Source organism: Vibrio sp. R10-SG3-ISO3 (assembly GCF_059834225.1).
Genome location: NZ_JCBDHE010000003.1, coordinates 22,759 through 41,385, shown reverse-complemented (window position 1 = coordinate 41,385; position 18,627 = coordinate 22,759). Strand labels below are relative to the sequence as shown.

The 18,627-nt window shown below is 50.9% G+C and carries 13 protein-coding genes and 1 pseudogene; 5 read left to right on the top strand and 9 right to left on the bottom strand.

Translation table 11 applies throughout. The features are described 5' to 3' along the window. Both AC6R1A_RS00415 and AC6R1A_RS00410 read right to left on the bottom strand, forming a co-directional pair. A pseudogene (locus tag AC6R1A_RS00415) lies at positions 1–804 on the bottom strand (malate synthase A); the annotation flags it as partial. A gap of 639 nt (positions 805–1,443) precedes the next feature. Next, the gene (locus tag AC6R1A_RS00410) at positions 1,444–2,349 is read right to left on the bottom strand and encodes a hydrogen peroxide-inducible genes activator (protein WP_500633724.1); all 906 of its coding nucleotides are present in this window, start codon (positions 2,347–2,349) and stop codon (positions 1,444–1,446) included. Between the two features lie 200 nt (positions 2,350–2,549). On the opposite strand from AC6R1A_RS00410, the gene AC6R1A_RS00405 reads away from it, so the two are divergent. Together AC6R1A_RS00405 and dapD are read left to right on the top strand one after the other, a co-directional pair. Then, positions 2,550–3,161, top strand: coding sequence for a peroxiredoxin C (locus tag AC6R1A_RS00405; RefSeq protein WP_487901725.1), 612 nt, complete (start codon positions 2,550–2,552; stop codon positions 3,159–3,161). A gap of 333 nt (positions 3,162–3,494) precedes the next feature. Beyond that, positions 3,495–4,526: a 2,3,4,5-tetrahydropyridine-2,6-dicarboxylate N-succinyltransferase gene (gene dapD / locus AC6R1A_RS00400; protein WP_334551414.1), complete on the top strand. Its 1,032-nt coding sequence runs from the start codon at positions 3,495–3,497 to the stop codon at positions 4,524–4,526. 101 nt (positions 4,527–4,627) lie between these two features. Here dapD and AC6R1A_RS00395 read toward each other — a convergent pair whose 3' ends face one another. Then, a complete protein-coding gene (locus AC6R1A_RS00395) occupies positions 4,628–5,812 on the bottom strand; it encodes an NnrS family protein (protein ID WP_500633723.1) in 1,185 nt (394 codons plus the stop codon). Positions 5,813–6,048: 236 nt separating this feature from the next. On the opposite strand from AC6R1A_RS00395, the gene AC6R1A_RS00390 reads away from it, so the two are divergent. Next, positions 6,049–6,606 (top strand): gamma-glutamylcyclotransferase family protein, encoded by a 558-nt coding sequence (locus AC6R1A_RS00390; RefSeq protein ID WP_500633722.1) that lies wholly within the window; start codon positions 6,049–6,051, stop codon positions 6,604–6,606. 150 nt (positions 6,607–6,756) lie between these two features. After that, a complete protein-coding gene (locus AC6R1A_RS00385; RefSeq protein ID WP_334551418.1) occupies positions 6,757–7,758 on the top strand; it encodes a substrate-binding domain-containing protein in 1,002 nt (333 codons plus the stop codon). A 59-nt stretch (positions 7,759–7,817) separates the two neighbouring features. Here the strand turns inward: AC6R1A_RS00385 and galM are convergent, their stop codons facing one another. From galM to galE, 4 genes are all read right to left on the bottom strand, one after another. Then, positions 7,818–8,879, bottom strand: coding sequence for a galactose-1-epimerase (galM, locus tag AC6R1A_RS00380; protein ID WP_500633721.1), 1,062 nt, complete (start codon positions 8,877–8,879; stop codon positions 7,818–7,820). A gap of 9 nt (positions 8,880–8,888) precedes the next feature. After that, a complete protein-coding gene (gene galK, locus AC6R1A_RS00375) occupies positions 8,889–10,049 on the bottom strand; it encodes a galactokinase (protein ID WP_487901729.1) in 1,161 nt (386 codons plus the stop codon). 73 nt (positions 10,050–10,122) lie between these two features. Further along, the gene (locus AC6R1A_RS00370) at positions 10,123–11,175 is read right to left on the bottom strand and encodes a UDP-glucose--hexose-1-phosphate uridylyltransferase (RefSeq protein WP_500633720.1); all 1,053 of its coding nucleotides are present in this window, start codon (positions 11,173–11,175) and stop codon (positions 10,123–10,125) included. Between the two features lie 85 nt (positions 11,176–11,260). Continuing rightward, the gene (gene galE, locus AC6R1A_RS00365; protein WP_500633719.1) at positions 11,261–12,280 is read right to left on the bottom strand and encodes a UDP-glucose 4-epimerase GalE; all 1,020 of its coding nucleotides are present in this window, start codon (positions 12,278–12,280) and stop codon (positions 11,261–11,263) included. Positions 12,281–12,701: 421 nt separating this feature from the next. On the opposite strand from galE, the gene AC6R1A_RS00360 reads away from it, so the two are divergent. Beyond that, entirely contained in the window at positions 12,702–14,036 is a 1,335-nt protein-coding gene (locus AC6R1A_RS00360; protein ID WP_500633718.1) for an MATE family efflux transporter, read from the top strand. A 78-nt stretch (positions 14,037–14,114) separates the two neighbouring features. On the opposite strand, the gene AC6R1A_RS00355 is transcribed toward AC6R1A_RS00360, so the two are convergent. Both AC6R1A_RS00355 and AC6R1A_RS00350 read right to left on the bottom strand, forming a co-directional pair. Then, the gene (locus AC6R1A_RS00355) at positions 14,115–17,249 is read right to left on the bottom strand and encodes a beta-galactosidase (protein WP_500633029.1); all 3,135 of its coding nucleotides are present in this window, start codon (positions 17,247–17,249) and stop codon (positions 14,115–14,117) included. A gap of 135 nt (positions 17,250–17,384) precedes the next feature. Continuing rightward, positions 17,385–18,611 (bottom strand): ABC transporter substrate-binding protein, encoded by a 1,227-nt coding sequence (locus AC6R1A_RS00350; RefSeq protein ID WP_487901734.1) that lies wholly within the window; start codon positions 18,609–18,611, stop codon positions 17,385–17,387. Positions 18,612–18,627 lie beyond the last annotated feature (16 nt).

The window sequence follows — 18,627 nt, the reverse complement described above, 5'->3', positions numbered from 1 at the left end:
AACGGTAGCCTTAATGGTGCCCGTATCCAGACCAAAGTAATCTTCGGTGAAATGGAACACCTCACTCCACCACTGCGCTTCTTTGTGGGATTGCAACTTGGGAATGTAGAAGTAAGGGCCGCTGCCTTTTTTAAGAAGCGCTTGGTAGTTGTTGTAGAAGTAGAGCGCGAAATCAAACAGAGCTCCGGGGATAATTTGGCCGTTAAACGTCACGTGTTTCTCTTTTAAATGGAGACCACGTACACGACAAATCAACACCGCTGGATCGTCATTCAATTGGTAGTGCTTGCCATTGTCAGGGTTGGTGTAACTGATCTCCCCTCTTACCGCGTCGCGCAAGTTAATTTGTCCGTCCAACACTTTATCCCAAGCAGGTGACATAGAGTCTTCGAAGTCGGCCATGAACACTTTAACGTTGGCATTCAAAGCGTTAATGACCATTTTTCTGTCTGTCGGGCCGGTGATTTCTACTCGGCGATCTTGCAGATCGTCAGGAATCCCTAAGATCTTCCAACTGCCTTCACGGATGTCTTGCGTCTCAGGCAAAAAGTCTGGGAGTTGCCCACCATCGATGGCCGCTTGGCGTACTTCACGTGCCGCCAGCAGCTCATCCACACGCGGCGCAAACTGCTCACACAACAGAGATAATAGGGTTTGGGCTTCAACAGGGAAAATTGCCTGATGATGTGGCGAAAGGGAGCCAGTAACCTCAAGCATGCCTTCTTGGGCGCTCATTTTATTGCGACGAGCTTGACCATTTGGGTCCTGTGATAGGGTGTCTCTGTCTGGTGTGTTTGCAAGCATAGTGATGTCCCTTATTTTTGCTCTCTTGTATGATTCACGTTTCTTAGCGAATGTTCATTTGTAACTATTAAACAACACTTTTGCATTCCGACTTGCTCAGTGTCGCTGCTATTTTTATCCGCTTATTTTTTCTTGTCCGGCTCTACTTTCACTAACCTTCTCTGGGTTTGCAATCTAGACATAAGTCTTACTAGGCCTGCATTTAAGCTATACCAAACCTGGATAGAGTAAAAGACCTAAAGTAAACAAAACGTTAAATTCAAAGTTTTATCCCGATCGAGATAAAGGCCCTATTTCTGTGTCAAACTCGTAACAAGTTACGTAATTTAATTACAGTAAAATTAGGCATGTGAACGCGTTTCAAACGAACGTTTGATTTTTTATAGAAAGGGGTAACGCCTGTCTCAGATGACTTTGAGCGCCCTAGAAGGACAAAGATTAAACAGCCCCTTTTGTTTGGACTGTAAAATTGACAGTGTGAAATTTCACAATTTAATGAAAGCTTCATCAAAGTTTTGTTGTGAAATTTTACACGTCAAAGTTTACGAACAGAATAAAATGCTAACTTTACCCGAAAAAGCAGTGTGCATTTTAGCGAGAAATCGCAACAACAGAACGCAATAGCCTTACGACTATTTGCTAGAGCAGTTGTGAAACCACATCAGCTAGACGATGAAAAGTCGCCACACGTGACGAACTTGGGCGCCAAACCAGCCCGATATGACGATGGGCTTGCTGCCCAGGGGCATCCACCACCACCAAGTTTTGGTTGTCGATAAGACCGTGGTCGATGGCCATTTGTGGAATAAAAGTAGTACCGAGTCCATTCGCCACCATCTGCACTAACGTATGTAGACTGGTGGCAGAGAACGGATTGATCTTCTCTTTGTCGGTTAATTGACAGGCAGAGACAGCATGTTCGGTCAGGCAGTGCTCTCGTTCTAGTAAGAAGACCGATTCGTCCGGCAGATCAGCGTACTTAATCGGAATGCGGATCGCGTCCGCTTGATGGCGGCTGATGATCATACGAAATGGATCGCTGCCCACAATTTTGCTTTCCATCTCACCAATGTCCACTGGCATGGCGAGAATCAGCACATCCAACTCTCCCTGACGCAGCGCGGCAAGCAAATTGGTCGTGGTATCTTCACGTAATAGAAGATGCAAGTTGGGAAAGCGTGTGTTGACCTCTTGCACCAAGTCACAGAGAAGAAAGGGCGCAATCGTCGGTATGCAGCCCACTTTTAACTGCCCATGCATCTCATCTTCTTGGCAAAGACGGCCAAGCTCGGCGAGATCTTGGCCACGAGCAAGCAATTCACGTGCATGCTTGACCACTTGCTCGCCAACATGGGTGAACACTAACGGGCTTTTTTTGTCTTTCTTTTCGTAGAGGGGGCAGCCAATCAGATCTTCTAAATTCTGAATGCCTTTACTTAGGGTTGATTGACTGACGAAGCATTTTTCAGCGGCATCGCTAAAATGACGGGTTTCATGCAGAGTCACAAAATAATGTAACTGCTTGAGGCTAGGCCACTTATTCATAGATTTATTGATAACTTCTAGCTAGGCATTGATCCAGTTAACCCTTTTGGCATTATCGCTTTTTTCGATTAACTTAATCTAATTAATTCATTTATTTCAATACTACAATTTGTACTACACTTTGTCTCGCAAAAACACGGACTAAGCAAAGGAGACCACTCCAATGCTTGGAACAAACCATACTTTTAGGAGCAATAAAAATGGTACTAGTAGGTCGTCAAGCCCCTGATTTTACTGCAGCAGCTGTTCTAGGTAACGGTGAAATCGTTGAAAACTTCAACTTTGCAGAGTTTACAAAAGGTAAGAAAGCGGTTGTTTTCTTCTACCCGCTAGACTTCACATTCGTTTGCCCATCTGAGCTGATCGCTTTTGATAACCGCTACGAAGATTTCAAAGCGAAAGGCGTTGAAGTGATCGGTGTTTCTATCGATTCTCAATTCTCTCACAACGCATGGCGTAACACTGCTATCGAAGATGGCGGTATCGGTCAGGTGAAATACCCACTGATTGCAGACGTGAAACACGAAATCTGTAAAGCGTACGACGTAGAGCACCCAGAAGCAGGTGTGGCTTTCCGTGGTTCGTTCCTAATCGATGAAGACGGTCTTGTTCGTCACCAAGTTGTGAACGATCTTCCTCTAGGTCGTAACATCGACGAAATGCTACGTATGGTAGACGCACTAAACTTCCACCAAACACACGGTGAAGTATGCCCAGCACAATGGGAAGAAGGTAAAGCAGGTATGGATGCATCACCAAAAGGTGTGGCAGCATTCCTATCTGAGCACTCTTCAGACCTAGGCAAAAAGTAATTTTGCCTCCGGCGTCCAAGCTCACTGGACGCTATGGTTGGACGATATAAAGCGACAACGCATAATGCGCAATAAGCGCAACGCCAATCAGTTTAGTAAAGTCTCAAAGCAAGCCCACACTTAGGTGTGGGCTTTTTTCATTCAGGATTAGCTTATATGGCTAAAGAAGCCATATATCTCTAAAGAGACTACATATCGCTAAAGAGACAAAAAATATCGACTTCCGGACTTTATCGATCCTCGGTCTTTAAGTTCTGGGGCGGTCTCTTTATGATGAATTCAATTGATAGCGGCACCCCCGCTAATGCCTAATTTAGACAATGGAGATTCAACATGGCTTACTTCTCACTTGCGTTTGGTAGCGCGACTAAAAACCGTGACGGAAAAATCATCGAAGCGTTTTTTCCAAACCCAGTGCTCAACCCAGCGGATGCGCTGGTTGACGCAGTAGCGACCGTGGCAGGTTACGAGCAAGGTAACCAGGCCATCGAAATCTCTGCGGCGCAAAGTGCAGAGCTTGCCATTGCCTTTGCTGCTCACGGTGATGTGGCGAACGCCTCGTTTGCAGAGAAAGCGGCGCAGTCTGCCCAACCATTGGTCCTTGTGGTACTTGCGACAGATGACAAACCAGCATCCGTGGCGGAAGGTTTCCTCAAGCTACAGCTGATTTCTCACCGCCTAGTTAAGCCGCACGGCACGGTGCTGGATGGCATCTTTGGCCTACTGCACAACATCGCATGGACCAACGAAGGCCCAATCGATCTACCAGAATTGGCTGAGCGTCAAATGGATGCGCGCCTAGCAGGTCGTACTTTGACGGTCGATTGTGTCGACAAGTTCCCGAAAATGGTGGATTACGTTGTGCCTGCGGGCGTTCGTATTGCAGACACCTCACGCGTTCGTCTTGGCGCACACGTCGGTGAAGGCACCACCGTGATGCACGAAGGCTTTATTAACTTCAACGCCGGTACCACAGGTGTGAGCATGGTAGAAGGCCGTATCTCTGCGGGTGTGGTTGTGGGTGACGGTTCGGATATCGGTGGCGGTGCGTCTATCATGGGTACCCTATCAGGCGGCGGTACTGTCGTGGTCTCGATTGGTGAGAACTCGCTACTTGGCGCGAACGCGGGTCTTGGTTTCCCACTGGGTGATCGTTGTACGGTTGAGTCTGGTCTTTACGTGACGGCGGGTTCTAAAGTGCGCATGCTCGATTCACAAGGTAACGAAGTCGAAGTTGTGAAAGCTCGTGACCTCGCAGGCGTTTCGGATCTGCTGTTCCGCCGCAACTCGGTGACCGGTCAAATCGAGTGCCTTGCCAACAAAACTGCGGTAGAGCTTAACTCAGAACTGCACAGCAACAACTAATGATGCACTAGGTCATCAACGACAATGAAGGGTTGGCACCATGCCAACCCTTTTTCTATTCGTCTCTTCTGTTTATTCTCACACTCTTTGTATGAATGCGCTCAACCGGGGTGACCATCGACTCTTGGTTTGAGTAACATCGGCACAAACTTCACCACATAAAGCCCAAAGGCGAATACCCATAACCCGGCGCTGAGGTTAACCCAACCGATCATATGCTCCGGCCATATCACGACCAGCACCGCACGCACTAACGCCGCGCACAACAGCGCAGAAAAAGCCCAGCACATATTGGGCCCTTGATAAATCGAGCGACCGGTATGCCCCATGGTAACGCGTGCAATCATTGCCAGAATGACGCCGCCAAGCGCGCCAATGGCAAACAAATGCAGCAGCGTATGGGTGGCAAAAGGGTCGTCCATTGCGGCGCGCAGTAACAAGCTCAGCGGTATGCACGCGTAGCTAGCATGCAGCGACCACACCAAGGGCTCACTAAACGTGCGCCAAGGTCGCCAGCGGTATAACCGAATCGACTGCGCAGCTCCGGCCAACCCCATCAGCAGCGCACCAACTTGCGCCATAGTTAAAGGGAAGAAGCTCAATATGAACAGGGCTATGAGTGGCCCATTGGCACACCACTCTAGCCACACTAGACGTTCACTTTGCGTAAACTCAAAACGCCGCGCCGTAAAGAAAGGGATCACTCTGCCGCCCATGACCGATAACAGCAAGGTGAACCACCACAGCATCGCCTGCCAGACGCTACTTGACGCAAATGGCGCAACGCCTTTGACTGCGGCATAACTTGCAAAGTTCGCCACCAGCGCCAACACGATAAGCGGCACAAAGAACAAGTTTCGCCACCCTTTCGCTTTGACCACTCGCCTTCCGACCTCATAGGCCAATAGCAGCAAAAATAGCGCTTCAATAGTGGCAGTGAACCACAGAGGCACAGGCGCCCAAAACAGGCCACGCGGCACAAGCCAAAGTAGGCTCAGTAGCATCAAGCAGGGACCTTTTGTACCTTGGATTCCCGTCCAGTTTTGCACCGCGGTGAGCAGAAAACCGGCCACAATCGCCATTGCAAAGCCAAACACCATTTCATGCACATGCCACCACAAAGCTGGCACTTGCAGAGCTTCTGGCTGGCCAGTCTGAAACATCCACACCCAGCCAACGATTGCCACGATGGCGTAGATGCTGCCGAGTAGAAAAAATGGACGAAACCCTAAGCGCCAAATGGGCGTAATGCGCTCTTCCTGCTGTTTATCTGTAATCGTAATCAAGCCTAATTCTCCACACGCGGCCCTATCAGTAAGACTCCACTAACAGCAATAATTAGACCATTTAATCAATCTAATAGAATCAATAAGATAAACGTAATTAGCTCAATCATTGATGTCTAAATGACACATGTGACGATGTCTTAGTTACATCAACTCGAACTGAACATGCGCAACATTGATGCTTTTCATTTGTATGCGAGCAAGGTAGCTTAAAAGAAAAAACAGAGGAGAAAGTCATGGCGCACTACATTTTCGGTTACGGCAGTTTGATGAATTCCGCCTCACGCCAACTCACAGGCAAAACCGCTCCAGCTATTCCCAGTGTCGTGCACGGGTTTAAACGCTATTGGGGAAAAGTGGACGACAGTTACACCCTCTCCCCCTTGGTGGTTGATCGAGGGGAAGGCTTAGTGAATGGCGTTTTGCTCGCCATCTCACCGGGCGAGATAAGCGAATTTGATCGCCGTGAGCGCGGCTATCATCGTGTGGCGATCCCGCACGCCAATATTGAAACGACGCAACCGCTTACTCGCGAAGACAGCGTTTGGGTCTACATAAAAGACGCGCCCGCCCCCCCTTGCTCACTGATGCCCATCATGCAAACCTACGTCGATACCGTGTTGGCTGGTTGTTTGGAGATCTCCGAGAACTTTGCCGAGCAGTTTATCCACTCAACGTTTGGCTGGCATCATCCACTGGAAAATGATCGCCACCAGCCGAAGTATGGCAACCTCGCGGGCGTCACCCAAGCGCACCATCCGCATATCGATGCGTTGGTGGCTATCGTCAGGTGAAATAAGCGCGATATTTTGAAACGTTTACACCTAGCCTAAAAGCAGTAAAAACAAGCGCTAGGGCTCGTATTTGCATCGTTAAAACCGCGCAATGATTGCGTCATTTTCACAATGGGTGTTTAATGAACGCATCAGAAAACGAGGTTCAAGATGGCAACAATCAAAGACGTCGCAAAAGAAGCCGGTGTGTCGGTCGCCACGGTATCACGCGTCATTAATAAATCCCCCAAAGCAAGCAAGTCCTCCATCGCGGCCGTCACGCAAGCAATGAGCAAACTGGGCTATCGTCCAAACGCGGCAGCCAGAGCCTTAGTGAGCCAAAGCACCAATACGGTCGGCGTTTTGGTGGGGGATGTCTCTGATCCGTTTTTCGGTACGTTAGTCAAAGCGGTCGACAACGTTGCTCATGAGCATGGCAAGCATATCTTGGTCGGCAACGGCTACCACAGCTTAGAGGATGAGCGCCGAGCCATTGAGCTTTTGATCAATAACCGCTGCGATGCGTTAGTCATCCACTCAAAAGCCTTATCTGATGAAGAGCTTCAGGGCTATGCCAAAGAAGTGAAAGGCATGGTGATCATCAATCGTCATATCCCTGCGCTCGCTGAACGTTGCATCTCTTTGGATAACCACAAAGGCGCCTACCTCGCAACGGAATACCTGATTCGTAACGGCCACAAACACATCGCCTGCATCGCCTCCTCGCATCAAATTGAAGACTCGGGCCAACGTATTGAAGGGTATTTAGCGGCACTCAAAGACCATAAGATCGATCTGTCCAAGGCGTACATTGAGTACGGTGAGCCCAATAGTGATGGCGGTGAAATCGCAATGACCAACCTGCTCACCAAGTCGTTGGCCATCACTGGCGTCGTCGCTTACAACGATTACATGGCGGCGGGCGCATTGTCGGTACTCGATGAAAATGGCATTGCTGTGCCGCAGCAGGTTTCGATGATGGGGTTCGATGATGGCTTGATTGCTCGCTATGTTCATCCAAGGCTGACGACAGTGCGTTACCCCATTCAGATGATGGCCGAGAAGGCCGCAAGGCTCGCCCTTGCACTCGCCAAAGGTGAACCGGAAGAGAGCGACACCATCATTTTTTCGCCCACCGTGGTACGCAGAAATTCCGTAGAGCGGCTGTCATAAGCAGCACCTTGTCCGCGAGATAAACCTTATGAGACCGCCCTCCATTGAGGGCGGTTGTATTAGTGACACATAAACTGATAAATGGTCTGCTGACGATACTGCTCTTTCGGCTTTAACAAGCAACTTGGTTGCGACCACTCTGGGTGGTTGGGCGAGTCAGGCAAAAACTGGGTTTCCAGCGCAATGCCCGCATAATCTTGATATTCGCCCCCTTCTCGTCTTGGCGCACCGCCTAACCAGTTGCCAGTATAAAGTTGAATCGCCGGCTGCGTGGTGATGACACTGACGCTGACGCGCTCATCTTGGCTTGTTAAGGTTGCGATCGGCGCCTTTACCTCTCGTTCTGGCGCGAGAAAGAAGCTGTGATCGTAGCCTTTGGCTTGCTGCTGCTGCGTGTCAGCCAGTAGGTCTGCCGCAACCGATTTAGGTTGGCGAAAATCGAAACTGGTGCCTTCGACGCTCACCAGATCACCCAAAGGAATCCCGACCTCGGTGGTAGGTAGGTAGTAATCGGCCTCAATAGAGAGGGTATGCGCGCGCGCATCCAGCCCGCTAGTGGTACCATTGAGATTGAAGTAACCGTGGTTGGTGAGATTGATTGGCGTGTTTTTATCACTGGTCGCCAAATAGTCAATGTGCAGCGCATTGTCGTCACTGAGCAGATAACGCACCGAAACAGTGACGTTACCGGGAAAGCCTTGATCGCCATCTTTCGAGTGCAACGCAAACAAAACGTGCTGTTCGCTGCGCTCAACGATCTGCCAGCGTCGCTTATCAAACCCTTCGGCGCCGCCATGCAGACAATTACCCGCTTGATTGGTCGACACTTGATAGGACTCACCCTCTATCTGAAAAAAACCATTGGCGATACGGTTCGCATAACGTCCAACGGTTACCCCCAAGTAACCTTGTTGGCGCTGGAAGTCTTCCATGGCCCCTACACCAAGTAACACTTCACGTTGCTCCCCGCTCGCCAAAGGCAAACGACAACTGAGCCAAGTGGCTCCGATGTCCATCAGCACAACGCGAGTCCCCACTGCGTTGTTCAATTCGACCAACTGCGCTGCCTCACCATCATAGGCTGGCTGCGCCGTCATGGTCTCAAATAGAGCATGAGTCATGGGTTTTCCTTATTCCGCTGTAACCAGGCCAGCGCCTTGCTTGGCTTGGCAAACATAGATCGACGCTTTGAGCCCCGTTTGCGCTTCGTATTGCGCCTCAACGACGGCGCGAACATCTCCCACCAGCGCGGGCGGAACAAGCGCTACAATACAGCCACCAAAACCACCGCCGGTCATCCGTACGCCGCCTTGGTCACCGATGACCTTTTTGACCATCTCGACTAACACATCGATCTCTTTGACGGTGATTTCAAAATCGTCACGCATCGAGGCGTGCGATTTGGCCATCAGCTCACCCATGCGTTTGATGTCATTGTTTCTCAGCGCTTGTGCCGCTTCTAAAGTGCGATCGTTTTCGGTAATGACATGACGTGCACGTTTGGCCACCATGGCATCGAGCTCGGATGCTTTGGCATTGAACTCCTCAATAGTGACATCGCGCAGCGCAGGCACACCGAAAATACGTGCGGCCTCTTCACACTGCTCGCGGCGAGTGTTGTATTCACTATCGACCAGCCCACGTTTTTTATTCGAGTTGATGATCACCACTGACATCTCTGCAGGCATCGATACTGATTGAGTCTCTAGCGTACGGCAATCTAGCAACATCGCATGATTCTCTTGCCCTTCAGCGGAGATCATTTGATCCATGATGCCGCAGTTACACCCCACAAACTCATTCTCCGCTTGCTGACCATTGAGTGCGATTTCGGCTTGAGAAATATCAAGCTTGTACAACTCTTTAAACGTCTGACCAATGACCACTTCCAACGCGGCTGACGAGCTGAGACCCGCACCTTGAGGTACATTACCACTGACCGAAATGTCCGCGCCGTTGAAGGTGTACCCTCGCGCCAACAAACACTTGACCACACCGCGAATGTAGTTGGCCCACATTTTGTCTTGCGCAAAGGTGATGGCTTGGGTGATATCGAACTCATCCACGGCGTTGCCGTAATCAACCGACACCACGCGCACGAGGTTATCGTCGCGCTTTGACGCCGCCACCACCGTTTGATAGTTAATCGCACAAGGGAGAACAAAGCCGTCGTTGTAGTCGGTGTGCTCACCAATCAAGTTGACGCGCCCCGGCGCTTGAATAATGTGCGATGGCGCATAGCCTAGCACCTTCTCGAACGAGCTCTTCACATTTTGGATCAGTTCAGACATAAGGTTCTTCTCTTAAAAAATAGCATTCGGTGGGTCAACGCCACGTGCGGCGTTCACGCGTAACAGACTCGGCTTAGGCCTCTTTGTAATGCACGTCACTGACGTCTCTTAGACGCTGCGCGGCTTGCTCTGCAGTTAAGTCACGCTGGCTTTCTGCCAGCATCTCATAGCCGACCATAAATTTTCTTACCGTGGCGCTGCGCAGCAACGGTGGGTAGAAGAGTGCGTGCAGTTGCCAGTGCTCAATGTCCGTCCCTTGTTCAAAAAATGGCGCGTAATGCCAGCCCATCGAATAAGGGAAAGAGCACTGGAACAAGTTGTCATAGCGACTGGTTAACTTTTTAATCGCCAGCGCGAGATCATCACGCTGAACATCACTGAGTTCACTCATGCGGCGGATGTGCGCTTTGGGTAACAGCATGGTCTCAAACGGCCAAGCGGCCCAGTAAGGCACTACGGCGATCCAATGCTCAGTATCGACCACAATGCGCGATCCGTCTTTCAACTCGGCTTGGACATAATCAACCAACAAATTGCGCCCGTGCTCTTCGAAGTAGGCTTTAAGGTGGCGCTCTTTACGTTCAATTTCATTCGGCAGAAAGCTGTTGGCCCAGATTTGACCATGTGGGTGTGGCTGAGAGCAGCCCATGGTCTCGCCTTTGTTTTCAAACGCCTGAACCCAGAGGTACTCTTGGCCTAACTCTTCAATCTGTTCATTCCAAGTGTCAATCACCCCACGAATTTGAGCCACGGGTAATTCCGGCAAGGTTTTGCTGTGATCGGGAGAGAAGCAGATCACGCGGCTCAAGCCTCGCACACCTTGGGTTTTAAATAGCGGATTTTCAGATTCTGGTGCGTCAGGAGAATCAACCATCAGAGCGGCAAAGTCGTTATTGAACACGTAGGTGCCGCGGTAATCAGGATTCACATCGCCAGAGATACGAGTGTTGGTAGGACAAAGAAAACAGTGCGCATCGTAACTAGGCAATGCATCCTGCGCGGGCTTTTCATCCGCGCCACTCCAAGGGCGTTTTGCTCGATGAGGCGAGACTAATATCCACTGCCCAGTCAATGGGTTATAGCGACGATGTGGGTGATCCACAGGATTAAATTCAATATTCGACATCTTACTTACTCAACCTTAAACACAAAAACTCTTAACTGTTTGCTTAACCTTTGCCTAACTCATGCCCAGCTCGGCTCGCTGCGCGTTATGACGCGCCGTAACCTTGAGGGTTTGTGGACTGCCATTTCCATGTATCGGCCGTCATATCCGCGACGCTGCGGCTCGCTTTCCAACCCAGCTCTCGCTCTGCTTTCTCGGTGCTGGCAAAGCACTGGGCAATATCTCCTGGGCGTCTTGGGCACAGCTCATACGCAATCGGCTGACCGCAGGCTTGGCTAAAGGCATTGACCATCTCAAGCACACTGGAGCCTTGGCCGGTCCCCAAATTAAAAATGTGCAACCCAGCGCGCGCGCCTACCGATTTCAACGCTGCGATGTGCCCATCCGCTAAATCCATCACATGAATGTAGTCACGCACTCCGGTGCCATCGGGTGTTGGGTAGTCACTGCCAAAGACCGACAATTTCTCTCGCCGCCCCACCGCAACTTGAGCGATGAAAGGCATCAAATTATTTGGAATGCCTTGTGGGTCCTCTCCCATTGAGCCTGATGGATGGGCGCCGACCGGATTGAAATAGCGCAGCAAGGTAATGCTCCAATCGTTTTCCGCCGCAAAGAGATCCGATAAGCACTGCTCGACCATGTACTTACTGCGACCGTATGGGTTGGTCGTCGCGCCTGTCGGTGACTCTTCGGTGATCGGAACGCTAGCCGGGTCGCCATACACTGTCGCGGAAGAGCTAAACACTAAGCTTTTCACGCCCGCTTTACGCATGCAGCGCGCCAACACCAAGGAGCCATTCACGTTGTTGTCATAGTATTCGAGTGGCTTGGCTACCGACTCCCCGACCGCTTTCAATCCGGCAAAATGAATCACGGCGGCAATGTCATGCTGAGCAAAAACACCATCGAGAAACGCCTCATCGCGCACATCACCTTGATGAAAAATCGGCTTCACCTTGGTGAGTGCTTCAATACGGTTCAACACTTCTTGATTGGCATTGCAGAGGTTGTCGATAATCACAGGCTCCATGCCTGCTTCGATCATCTGTACACATGTATGGCTACCGATGTAACCCATTCCACCCGTTACTAATACTTTCACTGTTTGCCTCGCTCTGGTTCGCAATCGCTCAGAAATGACTCTGCTTGCTCAAAAGTCTAGCAATCATTTGCGCCTAGTTTCCGTGATCAGTTTCTCATTGTGTAAACGTTTCCACAAATTACTCACCGATAATGGATTTGACTGCTATCCGACCCTTTTCTTTAGCCCATCAGAAAGAGGGCAGCAGGCTAAGGAAGCCAAAGCCATCAATATCTCTATCAAGGTCACAATCCCTGGCTAAACTTTGTGAAACGTTTTCACAGAAGCGAGAAATTATGGACATTTTCTCATCAAGTAAGAATCATAACGAAGAAACTGATTTGCATATCCAGCCCAGCACCGGACAATTTGCGACTTTGCCTTTGCCAGCCCTACCGCACCCTGCAAACTTGCCACCGGGGCACCACAGTTAGGACCACCCATGCCAAATACGATAGATAAACGCATGAAGATCGTCGCACTCACTTGGCCGCTATTTGTCGAGATCTTGCTGCGAACAGCGCTCAATACCAGCGATGTCTTCATGCTCAGTGGTTTCTCTGATAAAGCCGTTTCGGCGGTAGGCGTCATCTCTCAACTGTCGTTCTTTTTGATCATCGTCTCGTCGATGGTCAGCAGCGGCACGGGTATTTTGATTGCGCAATACAATGGTTCAGGCCGTGTACAAGATTCCGCCCATGTTAGCGTCGCCAGTATTTTTCTCTCTGCCCTGGTCGGTATCTGCCTGAGTGGACTGTCTATCTGGGGCGCTTACGCGTTTCTGCCGCTCTATGGATTAGAAGCTCAGGTCGAACAGTACGCCCAAGAGTACCTGCTGATCAGCGGCGCGATGACTTTTAACGTCACCCTCGGTATCGTGCTGACCACTATTTTGCGCAGTAACGGCTTTTCCCGCTCTCCGATGGTGGTCAACTTGGTGTGCGGCGTGCTCAATATCATCGGTAACTACATCGCCCTCTATCAGCCTTTTGGCTTGCCGGTCTATGGGGTGCAAGGGGTGGCGATTGCCACTGTCTTCAGCCAGGTGCTCAGCACCGTGATCCTCTGGGCGGCGGTTAAACGCTCTGGCATCGAGATACCTTTTGCCGAGTACCGAGCCATCCCTCGCGTTATCTACTCACGCATCATCAAAATTGGCGCCATGAATGCCGGAGAAGTGCTCTCTTACAACATGGCGCAAATCTGCATCACCTTTTTTATCGTCCAGATGGGTACTGCCTCATTGGCCGCCTTCACCTACGCACAGAACATCGCTCGCCTCTCCTTTGCTTTTGCGCTTGCCCTCGGGCAAGGCAGTCAGATTCAAGCGGGCTACTACATAGGCCGCGGTTGGATTGACTCGATTTTGTCTCTAGTGCAAAAGTATTTTGTGGTTGGCTTTTGCGTCTCGACGCTGTTGACGGTCATCGTCTACTTGCTGAGCGATCCCATCATCGCCCTCTTTACCACAGAGCCGGAGATCGCCGCCCTAACCGCGACCTTGATTGCCGGTTCGATCGTGCTCGAAGCGGGGCGCGTCTTTAACCTCATCTTTATCTCGGCGCTCAAAGCGGCTGGCGACATCAAGTTCCCGGTTAAAATGGGCATCATCAGTATGTGGGGGTTCGGTGTCGGCATGAGCTATGTATTTGGCGTCTACTGGGGCTATGGCGTGCTCGGTGCCTGGATGGCGATTGCACTCGACGAGTGGTTTCGCGGCATCATCATGGCAAGGCGCTGGCGCTCAAAAGTGTGGACACGCTACACCCTTCAGTGATCGACCATTTGTCATCAGTAACCAAACCGTCGTTAAACAACAGGGATAGCGCTCGCTATCCCTATTCATATTTATCCCCTACACCTCGTCAGCTTGAGCGTGGCTCAACGACAGTGTCACCTGATAGCGATAGCGTTTATCACTCAGAAGATAAGCCTGATGCACGCTAGGCGTCCACGAATCGTCACCGCCCACGCCCATATGCGCACCATCAATTCGCACGTAACAGGTGTCCCCTTTGGTTAACTCGTGCGTATGTTTGGCACTGGCTAAGTTGCGCAAACCGTAGCGACTGACGGCAAAATGAAATTGCCCCTCGATAAGCAACTCACCCACTTTGGCCTGTGTGACATCACAGCGCAAGCCGTTGTCACTTGGGAAAATGTACGGCGTGTGCATCGCATCCAGCGATTGTTGATAGCGTCCGATGTGCGCAGACGCTAATCGGTCCGGATAGTTCTCATGTGGGCCGCGGCCCAGCCAAGAGACCTGTTCTATAGACTCGTGATGCTCGCCATCGTACAACGCCAGCTCTAAGCCGATACGCGGCAGTGGGGGTAGATGCTGAGCAAGCGTCACATCGACATCCAAACTCACACTGCCATCACTGGCCACCGTATAGCGCCACGTCGAGCGGATCAGCGCCTTACCTTGATGGGAATAACGCTGCTGACTCACCACCACAACTCCTTGCTCAGCTTGATACCATTCAAACTGCTCAAGCTCTCGGGTCAATGAATCGAGCCCTATCGACTGCCAACGAGCAAACCAAGAATTGGGGTCGAGCTTGTTGGCTTCACTGGTGCCAATATCATTATCAAGTGGAGCCCGGTAGAAGTTATCGATGATCGGTGCGGTCAGCTTTTCGCTGTCGTTGACTTTCCAACTGCCGATCGCGCCTATTGATTTGTCAAACTCGAGCGCAAAATCATCACTGTAGACCAGCAAGGCTTTTGCGCTGTCAGAGGTATTGATAGCGCCAACAGGCTTGATGTTCGGGCTCGGTAGCGCCGTTTCAACTGAGAGTTCCAGTTGCTCGATGGCGGTCACATGGCCGGCGCTTGCCCAAGCGGTCTCTTGACGAAGGCGCACCTCTAGGTTGAGGTAATACGGGGCGCAGCGACCACTGCTGATGGGCTGCTCGCTCAAGGTTACGCTTTGCGTCGATTTTGCCGCCAAATTGAGATCAAGCTGACCACGGTGCAGCACCTCTCCTTCACAAGTGACACTCCAATCAAGTATCTCGTTGTCACTGGCGCTAAACAGGTACTCACTCTCTACCTCGATCACTAGTGGCTGAGTCGATAGCAGGCGGAACTGGTAAAACTGCTGCGCTTTTTTGACTTCCTGCAGGGTGGGATGCGCGCTTCTATCCGGGAATAGCAGACCATTGATGCAAAACTGACGATCATTAATTTCATCACCAAAATCCCCGCCATAAGCCCAATACGTTTGGCCATCCGGCGCTATCTTAGTTAGACCTTGATCGACCCAATCCCAAATGAATCCCCCTTGCAAGCGCGGGTTATCTCGAAACGCTTGCCAGTAGTGGGTAAAGCTGCCGAGGCTGTTACCCATCGCATGAGCGTATTCACATAAAATCAGGGGACGCGTCTCATCAGGCAGTGCAATCGATTTACGAATCCCGACACGCGGCGTGACCTGTGGCTGATGCTTGACGACTGGCAGATCCCAATCGACCCGTGCGTACATCGGACATAGGATATCGGTCGCGGCGGTCATCGCGCCGCCGCCTTCATATTGGACAGGTCGAGAAGGGTCACGCTGTTTGACCCATTGATACATCGCATGATGGTTATTCCCGATCCCCGACTCGTTGCCAAGCGACCAAATGATGACACACGCATGGTTCTTATCGCGCTCCACCAGCCGAGTGATACGGCGCAGGTAGGCCGGTAGCCATTCACTGTCGTCGGACAAGCGGCACATCGGAAACTGGCCGTGGGTTTCAAGGTTGGCTTCATCCACCACATAGAGACCATACTCATCGCAAAGTTGATACCACAGAGGATGGTTTGGATAATGCGCGGTACGTACCGCATTGAAATTGTTCTGCTTGAGCAGTTGGACGTCGCGGAGCATATCTTCTCTTGTCATCACATGACCAAGCTCTGGATGATGCTCATGACGATTGACGCCGCGGATCAGCAGCGCTTCGCCATTCACTTTCAGCTGACCGTGCTCAATACGTACCTCACGAAAACCGACCGAATACGCCTCACAATCTATCACCGTGTCATGCTCATCAAGCAAGCTGACAACGGCACGATACAAGTAAGGGCGCTCTGCGCTCCATAGTATCGGCGCTTGAACGTCAAGGGCATGCTGCGCTTTATCGCTCCACGGCCCTTTTTCATCGACAAACTGTAATCCCACCGTGCTGACTTGCTCTGCGACCAGCTGCTGTTCGGCATCAAACAGACGCACACGTACGCGATTGTCGACCTCTTTTTGCGATAAAGTGGTCGTCACACCAAGCGTGGCCTGGTGAAACCCTAGCGCCAACTCAGTGCGAATCTCCACATCTTGAATGTGCAGTCGCGGTTTTCGGGTTAAGGTGACATCACGGAAAATACCGCTTAGCCACCACATATCTTGATCTTCCAAGTAGGAACCGTCACACCAACGCATCACCATGACCGTCAACTGGTTGCGCCCCTCCTGAAGATAAGGCGTTAGATCAAAGTCGGCGGGCAAACGGGCATCTTGCGAATAACCGACCCACACACCATTGCACCACAGGTGAAAGGCACTGTTGACGCCATCAAAGGTGATCCACGTTAACTCATTGGGCTGTGGCGACACCTCAAACGTGGTGCGATAAACGCCGGTCGGATTGTGCTTAGGTACGATTGGCGGCGTGTCCGCAAACGGATATTTCACATTGGTGTAAATTGGCCGATCGTCAACCTGCGGCTGTAACTGCCAGTTGGATGGCACCGTGATTGGCGACCAAGCGCTGTCATCAAAACTTTTCTCAATACACGCTTCTGGCACCTCACTCGGCGCCGAGAACAGCATAAACTGCCATTGACCATTCAAGCACATTTGCTGGGCAGACCCTCTCCCTTGCAAGGCATCGTCTTCGTTTTGGTAAGCATGGAAAGGGGCATGTGCGGGCAGAACATGATGGTGGGTGACGTGATGATTTTCCCACTCTCGCGCTGCCAGAATATCGGCAAAAGTTCTCATAACAACACTCTTAATCTCAGTGATAAAAAAGAGCGCACTGACTCGAGAGGCCACGAGTGGAGCAGTGCGCTCAGTCGGCTGACTCTGGCAGGTCTATGTACAGGGGAATAGACTCGCCGTCAGCGTATCAAAACCTTATTTGAAGGTGCGTTTGCTGACCTTATCCAGTTTTTGCAAAATGTCGTCGATGCGATCAGGGTGAACCATGAACTCTTGGAAACCCTTCATCCCTTCTTTCGCCATTGCAGGATCGGTATCTCGGTCATAGAACTGCGCCGTACCTTCCGCGTTCGCCAGCATTTCCACCCCTTTGTCTAGGAACGGATCCGCTTTCGCTTTCGCTTTGTTGTTAGTTGGGATCTGCAACAACATCTCGTTGATCAATTGCTGGTTTTCCGCACGAGCGACAAACTGAAGGAACTTACGTGCGTCTTCTTTGTTTTTCGCTTTTGATGGGATGTGAATCGTATCCATCGGCGCGTCTTCCGCCATCGGAACGGAAGGGTCGATCACCGGGAATTGGAAGAAGCCCATTTTGCCATCCAACTCTTTCGGGAAGTTAGGGGTAATGAAGTTACCCATCAGATACATCGCCGCCTGACCGTTGTAGAGGAACGGCTGCGCCTCTTGCCAAGAGTAAGACGCATGGTTTTCTAGGAAATAACCAGGCTCCACCAACTGTGCCCAGTTCGCGAAGGTTTTCTTCACTCGCTCATCGGTGTAAGGCACTTTGCCGTCCATCAACTGGATATGGAAATCGAGGCCGTTGGTACGTAAGTTAATGTAATCAAACCAACCCGCCGCCGTCCAAAGATATTTAGTACCGATGGTGAACGGTGCCACGCCATTCTCTTTCAATGTCGCCGAGGCTTTAAGTAGATCGTCCCACGTTTTTGGCTCAGCAATACCGTACTGCTCAAAGATGTCTTGGCGGTAGTAGATACCCCATTGGTAATAAGTGTAAGGCACACCGTATTGCTTGCCGTTGACCGTCATCGCGGGCGCCGAAGCGGTGAAGTCTTGCTTCATGTTGTTGTCTGTCCAGATGTCACTCACATCTTCAAACAGGCCACGATCAACGAAGGTTTTCATACGGTTACCCGCATACCAGAACACCACATCCGGCGGCGAAGTGACCAACCAGTTGCGGATGGTCGTTTTGTACGCTTCATGATCGTAGAGGTTATATTTGACTGTGACATCCGGGTACTCTTGCTCAAATCGCTTGATGATTTCAGCCCACGCCTCTTTAGGTGCAGGGTCTGAGGCGTCAGAGTTGATCACCAAAGTGCCTGCCCATGCGGATGTCGAGAGAGTTGCACCGAGTATTGCGGTAGCAGCAAGGTGTTTCACGTATTTCATATTCAGGTCCTTGTTA

Coding starts and splice junctions, on each gene's coding strand:
- AC6R1A_RS00385 (WP_334551418.1), top strand. CDS start 6,757: ATGGCAACAATCAAAGACGTCGCAAAAGAAGCCGGTGTGTCGGTCGCC.
- AC6R1A_RS00405 (WP_487901725.1), top strand. CDS start 2,550: ATGGTACTAGTAGGTCGTCAAGCCCCTGATTTTACTGCAGCAGCTGTT.
- AC6R1A_RS00410 (WP_500633724.1), bottom strand. CDS start 2,349: ATGAATAAGTGGCCTAGCCTCAAGCAGTTACATTATTTTGTGACTCTG.
- dapD (WP_334551414.1), top strand. CDS start 3,495: ATGGCTTACTTCTCACTTGCGTTTGGTAGCGCGACTAAAAACCGTGAC.
- AC6R1A_RS00350 (WP_487901734.1), bottom strand. CDS start 18,611: ATGAAATACGTGAAACACCTTGCTGCTACCGCAATACTCGGTGCAACT.
- AC6R1A_RS00360 (WP_500633718.1), top strand. CDS start 12,702: ATGCCAAATACGATAGATAAACGCATGAAGATCGTCGCACTCACTTGG.
- galK (WP_487901729.1), bottom strand. CDS start 10,049: ATGTCTGAACTGATCCAAAATGTGAAGAGCTCGTTCGAGAAGGTGCTA.
- galM (WP_500633721.1), bottom strand. CDS start 8,879: ATGACTCATGCTCTATTTGAGACCATGACGGCGCAGCCAGCCTATGAT.
- AC6R1A_RS00370 (WP_500633720.1), bottom strand. CDS start 11,175: ATGTCGAATATTGAATTTAATCCTGTGGATCACCCACATCGTCGCTAT.
- AC6R1A_RS00355 (WP_500633029.1), bottom strand. CDS start 17,249: ATGAGAACTTTTGCCGATATTCTGGCAGCGCGAGAGTGGGAAAATCAT.
- AC6R1A_RS00390 (WP_500633722.1), top strand. CDS start 6,049: ATGGCGCACTACATTTTCGGTTACGGCAGTTTGATGAATTCCGCCTCA.